Genomic DNA, 15,156 nt, shown 5'->3' on the forward strand with positions numbered 1-15,156 from the left:
CATGAAGCAGAATGGAGAAATTCGCATCGGTATTTATATCTGCCATTGCGGCAGCAATATCGCGGGCGTTATAGATATTCAGAAAGTCCGCACCTACGCGGAGACGCTGCCTGGAGTATATATCGCCCGGGATTACAAGTACATGTGCTCCGATCCGGGCCAGGATTTGCTAAGGCAGGACATCGCAGACCATGGTCTTAACCGCATTATCGTGGCATCGTGCTCACCGCTCCTGCACGAGCAAACTTTCCGTCGTGCCGCAGAATCGGGGGGTATCAACCCCTACTTTGTACAGATGGTCAATATTCGTGAACACGGTACCTGGGTGCATACCGATGGCGAATACATGACTGGCAAGGCAATGGATATGATTCGTGCCGCGGCACGACGAGTATTCTACCATGAAGCGCTTGAACGCAAACGCGTTACCGTCACACCATCGGTATTGGTGCTCGGAGGAGGTATCGCCGGTATTCATGCGGCTCTCACGATGGCCAATGCTGGCAAGCAGGTCTACCTCGTGGAACGTGAACCGAGCATCGGCGGGCACATGGCGCAGTTTGATAAGACCTTCCCAACTCTCGATTGTGCCGCATGCATACTCACACCAAAAATGACAGCCGTGCGATCCCATCCCAACATCACACTGTGGACGTGGGCGGAGGTAGAAAAGGTCGAAGGCTTCATAGGCAACTACACCGTCACGATCAAACGCAAACCACGGTACATACGAGAGGATCTCTGCGTCGGCTGTATGGAATGTATCGAGGCGTGTGTGTACAAGGAAGGGCGTTTTCCCGACGAATTCAACCTCGGACTGAGTAAACGAAAACCGATCTATATTCCTTTTCCGCAAGCCGTTCCACCGGTTCCGGTTGTTGATGCGGAACATTGTATTCACCTTAAAACCGGTCGATGCAAGGATATCTGTGTGGAGGTATGCGGAGAACGAAAGGCTTTCGACTTCGATCAGAAAGCGGAATATCTCGATATCCAGGTCGGTGCGATCGTTCTCGCGACAGGATTCACGACCTTCGACCCGGCGAACATACAGTATTACGGGTATGGGAAATATCAGAACGTGTATACTGCGCTGGAGCTCGAGAGGCTGATTAATGCATCAGGACCAACGGGAGGGAAAGTCGTGCTACCGGACGGTCGCATGCCGCAACGAGTGGCCATCGTGCACTGCGTTGGATCGCGCAACGAGAACTACAACCGCTGGTGCTCCAAGGTGTGCTGCATGTACTCGTTAAAACTGGCGCACCTGATGCAGGAAAAAACCAATGCGGAGATTTTCAATTTCTACATCGATATGCGCGCGCCGGGTAAAGGAATGGAGGAATTCTACAATCGTGTTTCCTCCGAGGGCATTCACCTGGTGCGCGGACGTATCGCTGACGTCTATCCGGAAATCCTCCCGACGCCAGATGCGCCGAAGGACGTAGTCGGCCGGGTCGTTATTCAGGCGGAGGATACGCTGATCGGACGGATACGTAAGATCCCTGTCGACATGGTAATCCTGAGCACTGGTTTACAACCACAGGACGATGCAGACGATGTGCGCCGTATATTCAACATCTCCTGCTCGACTGGCGGGTTCTTTCTGGAACGTCATCCGAAACTCGCTCCGGTAAATACATTTACGGACGGCATTTTTCTTGCAGGCGCTTGTCAGGGGCCGAAAGATATTCCCGACACCGTAGCCCAGGCGGGTGCGGCTGCTTCTGAGGCACTCTCGCTCATCGATGCGGGCTTCTTCGAACTCGAACCGAACACCGCCTACATACAAGAAGACGTCTGCTCCGGATGCAAATCCTGCCTGCCGCTCTGCCCCTACACAGCCATAACTTATGACGTGGAGAAAATGAAAGCAGCGATCAACGAGGCATTATGCAAAGGCTGCGGAACCTGCGTCGCCAGCTGCCCCTCCGGCTCGATTCGTCAGCATCTGTTTGAGGATGATGAACTGCTGAGCGAAATCCGTGGCCTGCTCGAATACGCGTGATGGTGTGGAAATGAAACAGAGGTACACATGAATACCATGCAACAATCAACCCCGGCTGCACAGGAATGGCGCCCGCGCATTATCGCGTTCTTCTGTAACTGGTGCACGTACACAGCGGCGGATCTCGCCGGTGTATCCCGATTGAAGTATGCGCCGAACACCCGGATCGTGCGCGTTATGTGCTCGGGACGAATTGATCCCCAGTTTATTCTCGATGCGTTCGTTCACGGGGCGGATGGCGTGCTGATCGGCGGCTGCCATCCGGGCGACTGCCATTACACCGAAGGCAATTATAAAACCCTGCGTCGCCACCACTTGCTGCGTCGCATGCTCATGGACATGGGAATCGACGAGCGCCGTCTGCGACTTGAGTGGATCTCCGCTTCAGAGGGCGACAAAGTGCGCGACGTCATCAACGGGATGGTTACGGAACTCCAAACGATGGGCCCACTTGCACTGAATGACAACATGACGCGCTTCGATGCCGAACTCGAATCCGACCTCGACACATACCTGGTAACCCTGAGCACCAAGGAGGTGGAACATGCCTGAAAAGCCGAAAATCGCCTTGTACTGGTGCGCGTCCTGTGGTGGCTGTGAGGAATCGGTAGTGGATCTCGCCGAGGGCATTCTCGATGTTGTTGCAGCGGTCGATATTCTGTTCTGGCCTGTCGCGCTCGATTTCAAAAAGTCGGATGTAGAAGACCTTGCCGATGGGGAACTGACCGTGACGTTGATCAATGGCGCCGTCCGAACATCGGAACAGGTGGAAATGGTGCGGCTGTTGCGGAAAAAAAGCGCCGTGGTTATCGCCTATGGTTCCTGTGCGCATATGGGCGGTATTCCGGGACTGGCGAATCAATTTCACCGCACGCATATTCTCCGCTACGTCTATCAGGAGGCGCCGACTGTAGTGAACGAAAATCAGGTGTATCCGGAAATACGACATTCCTGGAACGGCTATTCGGTTACCCTGCCCGAATTCCATGCAACAGTGCGGTCGCTGGACCAGGTCATCGACGTCGATTACTATTTACCTGGATGTCCCCCGACACCTGCTTTGCTCGCAGCGGCAGTCAACGCACTGCTCACCGGAACCCTGCCGCCGAAGGGATCAGTGCTCGCACCTGATGTGGCATTGTGCGATGAGTGTGCACGAAAGGACAGTAAACCCGAAAACCTATCCTTCGAGCAGTACAAGCGTCCGCATGCCATCGCTGCGGATCCGGAGGTCTGTCTGCTTGCCCAGGGACTGCTCTGCATGGGTCCCGCGACCCGCTCTGGTTGCGGAGCTCTATGCGTCGAGGGAAATATGCCATGCACAGGTTGCTTCGGTCCCACCTCAAGGGTCCAGGATCAGGGTGCGAAAATGCTGTCGTCTCTCGCAGCGAATATGTCCGCGCAGACAGATGAGGATATCATCGAGACACTTGGGGGAATTCCCGATCCTGTGGGAACTTTCTATCGATACGGTCTTCCCGTATCGACGCTCAGGCGATACCGAGATACAGAGTCTTGAATCGGAGGAGAACAGATATGCAACATGCAGGCACGAATCAAATGAACACAACATTGTCGAATAGCCCGGAAAATGGCGTCAGGCGAATCACGATCGATCCCATTACACGGCTTGAAGGCCATGGGAAGATCGACATATTTCTTGATGCGGACGGAAATGTGGATCGCGCGTTTTTCCAGGTACCCGAACTGCGTGGTTTTGAAATCTTCAGCGTGGGGCGGCCGGCGGAAGACATGCCACAGATAACAAGCCGTATCTGCGGTGTCTGCCCAACCGCGCATCACATGGCCGCGACCAAGGCGCTTGATGATCTGTACAAGGTTACTCCGACGTCTGCTGCGATCAAGCTTCGCGAACTTCTCTACAACATCTTCATGCTCGAGGACCATGCACTGCACGTATATATCCTCGGAGGACCGGACTTCATCGTTGGTCCCGATGCGCCGGCGCCTCTGCGCAATGTGCTCGGCGTGATCCAATCCGTCGGACTTGAGACCGGGAAGCGGGTAATCTCCATGCGCCGACGATTGCGCGAGCTTATCACACACCTTGGCGGAAAGGTGATTCATCCCGTCTTCGGCCTGCCGGGTGGTGTAGCGAAATATCTCGATATTTCCGATCTGCCTCGTTTTCGGGAGGTTGCGGTGGATGGTCTTGACTTCGCCCGCTTCACCCTACAGGTCTTCCATGATCTTGTGCTTGCCAATCAGGCATACGTGGATCTCATAACATCCGATGCCTACACACATCGGACCTACTACATGGGCCTGGTTGACGAACAGAACAAGGTCAATTTCTATGATGGTTATCTCCGCGTCGTGGATTCCGAAGGGAATGTCTTCGCCCGTTTCCCTGCTGCGGACTACACTGACTATATTGCCGAACATGTCGAACCCTGGAGCTTCGTGAAATTCTGCTATCTTCGACCGGTGGGCTGGAATGGATTCACCGAAGGCAATGATAGCGGGATTTATTCTGTCGCACCGCTCGCACGGCTGAATGCAGCCCAGGGCATGGCGACGCCGGAGGCGCAGGAAGCATATGATGAGTACGTCGCCACGCTTGGTGAACCAGTACATCACACACTCGCGAACCACTGGGCACGTATCATCGAGATGCTGCAGGCGGCCGAAAGAATCAACGAACTTCTTGCCGATGACGAAATCACGAGCCGTGATATCCGGAATCTGCCCGATGCTATCCCAACACGTGGAATCGGTGTGGTCGAAGCTCCACGGGGAACGCTCATCCATCACTACGAGACGGATCCGAACGGTGTCATCACCAAGGCAAATCTGATCGTGGCAACCCAGAATAATGCAGCGCGTATGGCTATGAGTGTAGAGAAAACCGCCCGTAGTCTCATCAAGAACGGGCAGGTTTCTGACGGATTGCTTAACAAAATCGAGATGGCTTTCCGTGCCTACGATCCCTGCCACGCATGCGCGACACATAGTCTGCCCGGCAAGATGCCGCTCGTTCTGCGTATTCACGATGGCAAAGGTGTGCTTGTCAGCGAGCAGCGACGATGATGCGCAATGCCTCACGCGTCCTTCTCCTTGCTTTGGGGAACGACCTGCTCAGTGATGATGCCGTCGCGTTTCATGCCGCAAGGCGGATTCACGCGCGGGGTCTGCTTGGTGTTGATGTGATTGAATCCGGTGAGGCGGGATTCGCCTTGCTGGAATTGATCACGGGTTACTCGCGCGTCATCATCATCGATGCACTGCATTCACTGCACTACCCCGCGGGAAGCATTGTCCAGTTTTCGGATAAGGATTTCGCTGCCACCGCATCCCCCTCACCACATTATGCGGGATTACCAGACTTGCGTCGTCTTGCACAGACCATGGGAATTCCCTATCCGGAGCACATCGGTATTATCGCGATGGAAGTAGAGGATCCCTACACCATTGCGGAAAAACTCACGAATCCGGTGCAACACGCATTGCCTGCATTTGTCGACGCCATTATTGATGCGATTGTGGAAGGACCAGTACGGCAGCGGGTTTCTAAAGCCATGGCATAAGACGTTCCATCCTGTCATTACACAACGGGGAGGTCGTGCTCTTCACTGTGTTGCTCGAAACACCGTGACGCATGATTGCGGCCGCTGCTCAAAGCGCTTCAGGAGCAGGTCGTCATTTTTTTCATTGATTTTCATCCTTGAATGCAGTATGCTGCACGTATATATCCAAAATGAACCTTCAGGAGGATGAAGATGAAACAGGCGACCGCTGTACTGCTTGCTTTGCTGATTTTTCTGCCCTGTGCTTCCGTCGCGCAGACATCCATGGGGGTTGCACTCGAAGCGCATACCACCGACCCCATTCTGCTGACCGCCGGCGAGGGTGTGGAGTTCGTCTTGAGCGCACGCAACGAGAAGCAGGAACTCTTGGAGAACTGGAACGAAGTCGGCCATGATGCGATACTTGTCGTGCAAAATTCTTATGCTGAGACAGACAGTAACCGCAATTCGTGGAATGCCTGGGCGGACGGCTATACCTGGCTGCGACTGAAAGCGAACGGTACGCCTCTGACAGCGGACTCAACATCCACACTCGGGGAAGCCCTGCTCTACTTCACCATTCCGAAATCGTCCTTCGCGCTCGGCAAGGCGACACTGACTTTTATGCAGAGCCGCGCAGACAGCAATATACTTCTGACAGTGACGCCGCAGGCGGATTCTCTGCGGCAGCAGTCGCCGCCCATAGTGGTGCAACCCGCAGAGCATGCCGATTATCTCGTGGATATAACGAGTCCTTTCGCGGATTCCGATGATGTGTATTTCATGCGGAAATTCGAGGTTGTCGTCGCTCCGCGCGATCGTTACACGAATGTGATCAGCGGACGGGAGATACAGTCACAGGTCAAAGCGCGATTCCGTCTCGAGTTTGATCCGAATTACCCCGGAGTATCCTATCCCTTCGATGATCCGATACAATTACACGGCATGGAGCGTTTCTTTCTCATTTCTCGCGTGCGTCATGCAGACGAGAAGCGGGAGCCGAGGCAGTGGTTGAGGGTATCGAGTGTGTCGGACACCAATGTGACAGGAAGGACGAGCCCTTTCCAGGTTCTCGATCATGCGCCTTATCCCGCCGAACTTCGGTTGCCCGTCGATCAGTCAGTGATCCGACTCGTCCGTGGAACGGATCTGGAAACATTCACCTGGACCAAGCCGAGCCCTGCGGATCCCTACATGGATATTCAAGTCTCGCGCTTCGATCCACGCCGCGTCTCGGATGTCGTTCGATACGGGCTCCATTTCATCGATGCGCAATCCTACACCCGTAAGGTAGAATTCGAAGCCGCTAACGACGGTATGGACTCATCACTGACGCTCAATCATGCACAATTGTCCACACTTATGGACGAGATTGCCGGTCCGGCGGGAGAACAGCTCAGTCTTGGGGTTCTCTGGTACGCCGTCACGAGGGATTTCGACAACACAGACGGGATGATGTTTGGTCCTCTGTATACGACACAATCAAAGCCGATACCGATTTTCAACGGACATTTTCAGGGATTTCGTCTGAGCCTGATACGCAATCATCGAATCGTGCCGGTGACGATATGCGGTGTAGGTACACCCGAATTCCGATTGCATCAGAACTACCCCAACCCCTTCAATCCCTCGACAACGATAGCGCTGCAGTTGCCAAATCCCGGTCACTGTCGCCTGCTTGTGCATAACATTCTCGGCGAAGAGGTGGCAGTTCTGCACGACGGTTTCCTGGACGCCGGTGAGCATACGTTTTCCTTCGACGGCGGCGGGCGTTCGTCAGGCTTGTACTCGTACCGCCTCGAGTCGGGTGACATCGCTTTGACGCGCTGGATGACACTGTTGCGGTAAATAAACAGAAGCGAAGCATATACAGCATAAGCTGGATGCAATCCCATGAAACGATTCTATGTAACTCCCGCGATTCTTTTATGGCTTCTGAACAGTCTTCTATACGCGCAGACTGATACTCAGATGATAGAGGTGCAAAATCTCAGCACCGCCAATGGCTCGCAGATATTCATCCAGTGGGAAGCGCCATTGTGTGCGGACTGGACCGGAAGCAGAGTCGAGCGCTCGATGTCCGATTCTGTCTGGATCCAACTGGCAGTGCGCCCGAATCCGGTCAGATGCATGCTGGACACCTCGGTGGCGTGGAACCTCGAGTACCGCTACAGAATCAGTTGTATTTGCGGGAGTGGTGAGCCTGAAACGTGGTACAGCGAGGCGCTTCGTGCCGATGAAATCACACACCTGGATCTGCACAGTTATTTCCTGCCTCAGCGATGGAGAACCCACGAATACGAGGTTGTGGAAACACAACAGAGGGATTCAAGACGAATCGATACAACGTACCACGTTACGTATCGATTCCACAGAGCCGAACAGAATATTGACGGCGGCGAGGATGAAATTTTCGAGGTCATTTCACAGATCGAGCTGGGTTTTCCGGAAACAACGTATGTTCGATTCATTACGGAGTTCACGGACAGGATTCGCTTTTATAGCGACACCTCGCTGCTATGGTTGGGTGTCCCCACCATATGGAAAAAGCGGAATATTCTTTTACCGGATGCATCTCTTCTCGCTATTCAGGACTCAGCCAGATACATCCCCCTCCCGACGACTGGACTGACTACCTACGATACGCTTGCACTGATATTCGAGAGTGGATTCTACTGGACCAGCGATTACCGCTTTCGTCGAGATTTCGGCCTTCTCCAAGCGTACTATGATATCTCGGGGATGCTGTCGCAGACATTGCACCACGCGTATAGTATCAGCCTCTCTTCGCCGCTGTCCGTCCCGGCCGATTCTCCCTCTGCGGGGAGTATGGAAATTGTTCCTTTTCCCAATCCTTTTCGAAGCGACGTCACCATCAACATTCAGGTGAAGCGTGCAGCTCCCGTACTGCTCACCGTACACGATATGCCGGGCCGCACGGTAGCCACACTCAAGGATGGACATTGCGAAGCGGGCAGGTATTCATTCACCTTCCAGCCGGCCGACCTTCCCTCCGGGATGTACATCTGCCGTTTGCAGAGCGGGAGCACGGTCGTATCGCAAATGATGCTGCGGATACGTTGAGTGTTGCGGTGGGCTTATAATCCCGACGAAAACTTCGGAAGGAATAGAACTGCGGCTGAATTTTGCGCACTCACCAGAAGACAGGATACGACAGCGATAGCGAGATTCCCGGGTAGGACCGGGGTGCATGCTCTCTCGTGAGCACCTCACTTCCCCATCCTTCGTAGTATTGATATGTCTCCGCGAAGGTTTCCTCCAGCGGGATGTGACCTTCCAGGAGTACCCGCATGCGCAGCAGCTGAACATCGAAGCCGAAGGTCAAAGAAAAAGCGCGCGAAACATCTCCATCCACAAATCGTGCTTCCCATTTTTCCCACCAGCCCAAGCGGTAGTGAGCGTACTTCCCGAGTTCATCCCAATTCCAGATATAAATCAAACCGAGATGCATATTGACGCGACCTGTGTTCAGGACGAGGTTTATACCGGTCGCGGCATGCATCGGCCCGATCACCGCGCGGGGTAACAGGCTCAACACCGGCTGGGATGTTGCATCATACAGTACCGGGATTTCTTTTCCGATCCACACAGCAGGGAGCGTGCCGATGGGTCGTGCGCGGACATCATAGATGTTGAAAAGAAAACTGATGCCCGCATCCAGGTCCGGTACAGCTCGAAAATGCCTGGCCCCTGGCCTTGATTGATCCGCCGCCTCATCCGCGATAGTCCGAGCAGGAAGCAATTCCATTTCTGAATCAGACTCCAGATCAGAGCGCGCTTCCGGTGGAGGAATCGTATACATCCGGGCCTCCCGGAGAGTCTCGATAATGTCGTCGAGATTCTCTTCATTGACCTCCGCGTAGCGACGTTCCTCCCCGAAAATGCTCCTCACTGCCAGCATGGGAAGCAGAGCCACGATACCGGAGAAAAGGAGATTGACGGGATAGGAAAATGCGGTGAGGCCCGAGCCCCCGACCCTCCCACGGATCGCGTTGCGTTTCGCTGATCAGATAGGAGATGCCCCCCGTGGCGATCAACCAGCCCAGCCATCCGTGCTCAGGTGAATTGGTATACCACTGGCCCGATACGGAATCCACATCGCTCCATCGATATCGTTGAAGTGCTATGTTTTTGTCGCGGACATTGAAGGCGGAGGGGAGAGTCCATAGCGTTACCGATGATCGTGTCGCTTCGAGCGGAATGCCCGAAACATGTGTACCATCACGAAGCGCTAGTTCGCAGGATTTCCCCAGGGCTTCTGAAGCGCCGAGAAGGATATGACTCGCTTCTGCATGACCCGCAGGAAACAACGCACGCGGGACGTATTCCGAAGCTCTTTCTCAAGCACGGGAAAGGGATCCTCCGAGGCCCCCATGGATTCAAATACATCGAAAAAACCGGCAAGCGCTTCGTATTCACAAGCAGACAGCGAGAGAACGTGCTCTACAAACCCGGAGAGCACGATAACGGTCCAGCCGGAATCGTTTGGCAGCACCGTTGCTGCGCAGGGGCGGGTGATATCCGGAAACAGGCCAAAATAGACCACCTCAGCATTATCGATCACACTCCCGACGCGTAGTACGACAGTGTCGCGTCCGGAATTCTGTGCCAAGAGGGGCGAGGCAACGGTCACGATGAGAAGGAGAAACAGAGAGATGGATTTCATGACGGTGTCCGGTAAAATGGCCACATGAATCACTACGCAAAATAGACACGTTATGCGTCACTTTGTGACGGTTGGCTCTTCCCCATCACGTAGAGACGTTGCTCATGACATGTTTGCATCGGGATCTGTGAACACCGTAGAGGACGGACGTGGGCGCTTCGACTTCGTGCTGACCTGTATTTGTACCTTAGACCGAAAACCTACCGCAGCACTTCGCTCAGCGTGACGATATTTGATAGATTTTTCATCCCAAATCGATGTCACACTCGAAATAAACCGGCGTCCGCCTGGGCGGAATGGTTACCTGACTCAGGTCGAAGATCGCAGATTCGCCGTGGCGGATTCGCCGTGACGCGGCGATCTAGAGATGGACTTTATCGCCGAACTCCTTTTTCAACCGCTGCTTTACAGAATCCGGCAATGGATTGCCAATGAGCGACAGGTGGTTGATTTCCGGTAAGTCTGCCCGGGTAAAGTCGAATGTAGTAAGCCGGTTGGAATCCAACTGTAGAAGTCTGCAATGATCGGTAACAAACAATTCCCTCGGGAAGGACTCAAGCTTATTGTTCTGTAACGACAGCGTCGAAATATACTTGAGATCTTTAAACTCATTCGGAATCGTCTCGATTTCATTTCCATCAAGAATCAAATAGCCCAAACCATGCAAAGCACAGATCTGAGGGGGAATGTGTTGAAATTTACAATTCGGTAGCCAGAGAAATCCAATGTGGAGGTTTGTAATCTCGTCGGGCAGGTACCGAAGGTCGCTGTCATATATTCCGAGGAAAAACACCTTCGTAAGCAGTCCTATCGCAGGAGACAAACTGTCCCCCATACGCCATATTCGCAATTCCTCAGCATTTTCCCGGTGATTCAGCGCGTCCTGGAGGGAATAAAAAACTATTTCGGGAGCATCAACAGTGGTCCCATGATCGTCGTCACATCCTGTGGGGAGCAACACACAGACTGCAGCGATCAGCAATATTATCTGGATTCTTTTCATCGAAGGCATGTTACGCATTCAGGATAGCATTGTCAATACACGGCTTTGCCAAACATCAGCCCATGCATCATTCAGGAGAACCGTTATGCCTTCGGCCTGATGTATCGTTTTCGCAGAACCGTGCTTCACAGCACAGAAGTCTATAACATGACCAGTTCCCAACTTGTGTGCGTGAAGTAGAAAGCCCCGGGAGCCGCGTTGGCCGTAGTCATGGCGATTGTTTGGCGATTTCGCGGAAATCCTACCGTGTGAAAATCCATGGTGTCCCCCGTCTCGGATTATGCTTGTCATCTCTGGTCTATCGTGCTGTCAGCCCCGACCGCAGCGCGTTGTTTTTTGCAAATCCACCAGTTTCACCCTATATTTCCTATCTCTGCTTTTTTGCGGAGGCAATTGGAGAGGTGCAGGAGTGGCTGAACTGGCACGCCTGGAAAGCGTGTGTACGTGAAAGCGTACCGTGGGTTCGAATCCCACCTTCTCCGCGACACGAAAGACCCCGGATCCCGGGGTCTTTCATCTTCATTCATATCAGTTGGGAGCTGGTCATGTTTTACACGTATGTGCTATGGAGCGCGGTTCTACGCAAGCGCTACATCGGATCGACGAGCGATTTATCTCGACGTCTTGAGCAACACAATACCGGGCTCAGTACCTTTACCAAACGTGGAATCCCGTGGAGTGTAATCTACTTCGAAGACTTTCCGACGCGTCGGGAAGCAGAGGTGAGGGAACGGACGTTGAAGTCCGGACAGGGACGGGCCTGGCTTGACCAGACGTTTCCACAGTATCGTTCCGCAGGAAGTGGCTGAACTGTCAGCCGGAGGCTGACTGGAAAGCGTGTGTACGTGTCCGTCTGAGGCGGATGCAAAGCGTATCAGCCTGAGGCCGATTCGAATCCCACCTTCTCCGCGACACGAAAGACCCCGGATCCCGGGGTCTTTCATCTTCATTCATATCAGTTGGGAGCTGGTCATGTTTTACACGTATGTGCTATGGAGCGCGGTTCTACGCAAGCGCTACATCGGATCGACGAGCGATTTATCTCGACGTCTTGAGCAACACAATACCGGGCTCAGTACCTTTACCAAACGTGGAATCCCGTGGAGTGTAATCTACTTCGAAGACTTTCCGACGCGTCGGGAAGCAGAGGTGAGGGAACGGACGTTGAAGTCCGGACAGGGACGGGCCTGGCTTGACCAGACGTTTCCACAGTATCGTTCCGCAGGAAGTGGCTGAACTGTCAGCCGGAGGCTGACTGGAAAGCGTGTGTACGTGTCCGTCTGAGGCGGATGCAAAGCGTATCAGCCTGAGGCCGATTCGAATCCCACCTTCTCCGCGACACGAAAGACCCCGGATCCCGGGGTCTTTCATCTTCATTCATATCAGTTGGGAGCTGGTCATGTTTTACACGTATGTGCTATGGAGCGCGGTTCTACGCAAGCGCTACATCGGATCGACGAGCGATTTATCTCGACGTCTTGAGCAACACAATACCGGGCTCAGTACCTTTACCAAACGTGGAATCCCGTGGAGTGTAATCTACTTCGAAGACTTTCCGACGCGTCGGGAAGCAGAGGTGAGGGAACGGACGTTGAAGTCCGGACAGGGACGGGCCTGGCTTGACCAGACGTTTCCACAGTATCGTTCCGCAGGAAGTGGCTGAACTGTCAGCCGGAGGCTGACTGGAAAGCGTGTGTACGTGTCCGTCTGAGGCGGATGCAAAGCGTATCAGCCTGAGGCCGATTCGAATCCCACCTTCTCCGCGACATGCCCGGGTAATACCGGGCATTTTGTTTTTCCTTTATGACGGTGGCCGACGAATTACGGACCTTCGAAAGCGTACCGCGGGTTCTCCCGGAGGGATGCCTCCGGCAGAATCCCACCTTCTCCGCGAAATTACGAGACAGCCCGGAATCATCGATTATGGGCTGTTTTAGTTAATGTTCATGCGCTGGAATCGACCGAATCCACTGGAATCCACTGCATGTTGGACGTTTTTTGTATGTTCTTTCCGTGCGGTAGAATAAGAAAAAGCCCCGATGGTTATCGGGGCTCTTCTCGTGACTTCGTCACCGGTATCTGAACCTGTGTGCTACGATGTTGATTTACATGCAGTTGGAGTGATTCTTTCCGGCGGTTTGGGTGCTGCAATGGTGAGATCTGGGAAATGCTGCCGACTTCGCGAAACAACAGGGGCTCGTGAAGCTGGGTATCCTGGCGTCTTTGCGCCTTGGCGTCTTTGCGTTGAATTCCCCTCTGACCTCAGAAGAATGGAACGCAAAGTCGCAAAGACGCAAAGTGTCTTTAAGTGCGTTTTTCTCGTTTCAATATTCAATCAGCTGTCTGTGATGAGGAAACTGTGATTCCTTCCTGCGTCTTGGGTGCTGCAATGGCGAAGTCAGGAAAGAGCCCCGATCATTGTCGGGGCTCTTCTCTATTCGGGCGTCTTCTGGATGATTACCCGGCAGATCATGTTGACCTCCGGTAGCATGCGGTCGGGAGCGAGAAATGCATACGCCGGCTTGATCTCGCTGATTCTGCGATGTCCGAGCAGCCGGCTGTCATCCTGCATCAGCACCCCTTTCATCCACAGGTGGCTCTCAGTGTGCCTGGAGGGTGCATCGTACGACTTCACAAGCTGCGGAATAGAATCCTCCATCTGTCTGCAGCGGGAACATACCTCGTCCTGCGATGTGATGTCGATCTGAAGCTGATGAGGACACGTGGTCCGCGTCGTGGAAGTGACGGAGAATATTTCGAGAGTAGGGACTACGGGTAACGAGTGAAAATAATCTGTCACAACGACACATTGCACCGTCAGAATACCTCTGCTATCAATTGCAGGCTGAACGCATTCACCTGCTGCGGATCGTCAGTGGGATACCAGTAGTAGTATTTTTCGTCGTCGCTGTTCCATACCGTGTGCGCGTAATCGATCTGCACAGTGATCGGTAGATCCAAATCAAACAGGTGATCGAGAGGGATATCGAGTCCAGCTCCGTACCGAAGTACCGGGTATTCCGGCCAGTAATGATACCGATTGCCCAAGCGGACGATATTCTCGATACCGGCACTGAGCATCAGTACTTCCAGGATGCGCAGTTCAGCAGCGCCGCCTACTGTCCCCCAGTTCCTGAACTCGTGTTCTGTCCCCTGCAGACTGCTTTCCACCGTCAGAAGTACGGAGAGGACATTCGCGTTCAACATGCGACCCATATCAGGATTCCAGAAGTATGCCGCTCCTGCGCGGAGAACCTGGTTCAGATGATCCTTCTGCGCTTCATCGATGTACCAGACCTCGGTTCCCAGGATGTTGTCGAGGGTCAGGCCGTAGCGTACCTCGTCCGATGGACGCCCAAGAAACGTGGCTCCATGCCTGCCATGAACGGAGAGCGAGAGATCCCAAGCTGTTGCAGTCGCGGACGATTCTTCTCTCAGGGTCCCCAGTGACTGAATGTGTGATTGGTGTCGTCTGATGGCTGCTCCGACGGAAAGCCAGTCGCTCATCTGACGAGCTGCATGGATGCCAAGCCGCGTTGATCGATGACGAAAGAGGTATGAGTCGTTCGTGTTAATGGGCTCGATATCCAGCTCGTCCCAATCAATTGAAACACCAACTGCGACATTTGTACCGGGGATGCTTGCTGCTGCAGCTATGGTGTACGGATTATTGAGTTCTGTGTCTATGTCTGTATTTATCTGACTCCGCCCACTTGAGAACTGTAGACGTGCCCCCTGTTGAAATGCCAGAGCCGCACTGTTGCTATGCATGGATGCGAGTCCACGACCCACGGCAGTATATGCTCCACCAAGACGGATGGCTTCGGCTTGATATGGATGTGCATACCACCGTAGAGCACCTGGCTCTTGGGCGAGAAGGCTGAGTGAGGGTGTGAGCAAGAATACGGCGGAAAGAAGAATGGATCGCATA

General features: G+C 53.6%; 15 protein-coding genes and 1 tRNA gene. 11 read left to right on the plus strand and 5 right to left on the minus strand.

Going from position 1 to position 15,156, the window contains the following annotated elements:
* The first annotated feature begins 1 nt into the window (after window position 1).
* From M5R41_14145 to M5R41_14175, 7 genes are all read left to right on the plus strand, one after another.
* Entirely contained in the window at window positions 2–2,008 is a 2,007-nt protein-coding gene (locus M5R41_14145) for a CoB--CoM heterodisulfide reductase iron-sulfur subunit A family protein (protein MCZ7557535.1), read from the plus strand.
* A gap of 36 nt (window positions 2,009–2,044) precedes the next feature.
* Window positions 2,045–2,560, plus strand: coding sequence for a hydrogenase iron-sulfur subunit (locus M5R41_14150; GenBank protein MCZ7557536.1), 516 nt, complete (start codon window positions 2,045–2,047; stop codon window positions 2,558–2,560).
* Window positions 2,553–3,527, plus strand: coding sequence for an oxidoreductase (locus M5R41_14155; GenBank protein ID MCZ7557537.1), 975 nt, complete (start codon window positions 2,553–2,555; stop codon window positions 3,525–3,527). The genes M5R41_14150 and M5R41_14155 overlap by 8 nt, the downstream gene beginning before the upstream one ends.
* Window positions 3,528–3,568: 41 nt before the next feature.
* On the plus strand, window positions 3,569–5,059 hold the full coding sequence (locus M5R41_14160) for a Ni/Fe hydrogenase subunit alpha (protein ID MCZ7557538.1): 1,491 nt from the start codon (window positions 3,569–3,571) through the stop codon (window positions 5,057–5,059).
* Window positions 5,056–5,556 carry a hydrogenase maturation protease gene (locus tag M5R41_14165; protein MCZ7557539.1) on the plus strand — a complete coding sequence of 167 codons (501 nt, stop codon included), beginning with the start codon at window positions 5,056–5,058 and terminating at the stop codon, window positions 5,554–5,556. The genes M5R41_14160 and M5R41_14165 overlap by 4 nt, the downstream gene beginning before the upstream one ends.
* A gap of 192 nt (window positions 5,557–5,748) precedes the next feature.
* Window positions 5,749–7,383: a hypothetical protein gene (locus tag M5R41_14170; protein ID MCZ7557540.1), complete on the plus strand. Its 1,635-nt coding sequence runs from the start codon at window positions 5,749–5,751 to the stop codon at window positions 7,381–7,383.
* A gap of 45 nt (window positions 7,384–7,428) precedes the next feature.
* Window positions 7,429–8,619 carry a T9SS type A sorting domain-containing protein gene (locus tag M5R41_14175; protein MCZ7557541.1) on the plus strand — a complete coding sequence of 397 codons (1,191 nt, stop codon included), beginning with the start codon at window positions 7,429–7,431 and terminating at the stop codon, window positions 8,617–8,619.
* A 70-nt stretch (window positions 8,620–8,689) separates the two neighbouring features.
* Here the strand turns inward: M5R41_14175 and M5R41_14180 are convergent, their stop codons facing one another.
* The 3 genes from M5R41_14180 to M5R41_14190 all read right to left on the minus strand — a co-directional run bounded on the left by M5R41_14180 (window position 8,690) and on the right by M5R41_14190 (window position 11,225).
* Window positions 8,690–9,457, minus strand: a complete 768-nt coding sequence (locus tag M5R41_14180) for a hypothetical protein (GenBank protein ID MCZ7557542.1) — start codon at window positions 9,455–9,457, stop codon at window positions 8,690–8,692.
* Between the two features lie 330 nt (window positions 9,458–9,787).
* Complete coding sequence (locus tag M5R41_14185; GenBank protein ID MCZ7557543.1) at window positions 9,788–10,222, minus strand: hypothetical protein; 435 nt, start codon at window positions 10,220–10,222, stop codon at window positions 9,788–9,790.
* A 361-nt stretch (window positions 10,223–10,583) separates the two neighbouring features.
* Window positions 10,584–11,225: a hypothetical protein gene (locus M5R41_14190; GenBank protein MCZ7557544.1), complete on the minus strand. Its 642-nt coding sequence runs from the start codon at window positions 11,223–11,225 to the stop codon at window positions 10,584–10,586.
* A 395-nt stretch (window positions 11,226–11,620) separates the two neighbouring features.
* Here M5R41_14190 and M5R41_14195 point away from each other — a divergent pair.
* The 4 genes from M5R41_14195 to M5R41_14210 all read left to right on the plus strand — a co-directional run bounded on the left by M5R41_14195 (window position 11,621) and on the right by M5R41_14210 (window position 12,888).
* Window positions 11,621–11,707: transfer RNA gene (locus M5R41_14195), tRNA-Ser, on the plus strand.
* Window positions 11,708–11,770: 63 nt separating this feature from the next.
* Window positions 11,771–12,034: a GIY-YIG nuclease family protein gene (locus M5R41_14200; GenBank protein MCZ7557545.1), complete on the plus strand. Its 264-nt coding sequence runs from the start codon at window positions 11,771–11,773 to the stop codon at window positions 12,032–12,034.
* A 163-nt stretch (window positions 12,035–12,197) separates the two neighbouring features.
* A complete protein-coding gene (locus M5R41_14205; GenBank protein ID MCZ7557546.1) occupies window positions 12,198–12,461 on the plus strand; it encodes a GIY-YIG nuclease family protein in 264 nt (87 codons plus the stop codon).
* A 163-nt stretch (window positions 12,462–12,624) separates the two neighbouring features.
* A complete protein-coding gene (locus tag M5R41_14210) occupies window positions 12,625–12,888 on the plus strand; it encodes a GIY-YIG nuclease family protein (GenBank protein MCZ7557547.1) in 264 nt (87 codons plus the stop codon).
* Between the two features lie 771 nt (window positions 12,889–13,659).
* Here M5R41_14210 and M5R41_14215 read toward each other — a convergent pair.
* Window positions 13,660–13,797, minus strand: coding sequence for a hypothetical protein (locus M5R41_14215; GenBank protein ID MCZ7557548.1), 138 nt, complete (start codon window positions 13,795–13,797; stop codon window positions 13,660–13,662).
* 245 nt (window positions 13,798–14,042) lie between these two features.
* Window positions 14,043–14,732 (minus strand): hypothetical protein, encoded by a 690-nt coding sequence (locus M5R41_14220; GenBank protein ID MCZ7557549.1) that lies wholly within the window; start codon window positions 14,730–14,732, stop codon window positions 14,043–14,045.
* Between the last annotated feature and the right edge of the window lie 424 nt (window positions 14,733–15,156).

This window comes from Bacteroidia bacterium (assembly GCA_027493955.1).
GTDB lineage: Bacteria > Bacteroidota > Ignavibacteria > SZUA-365 > SZUA-365 > JAOSJT01.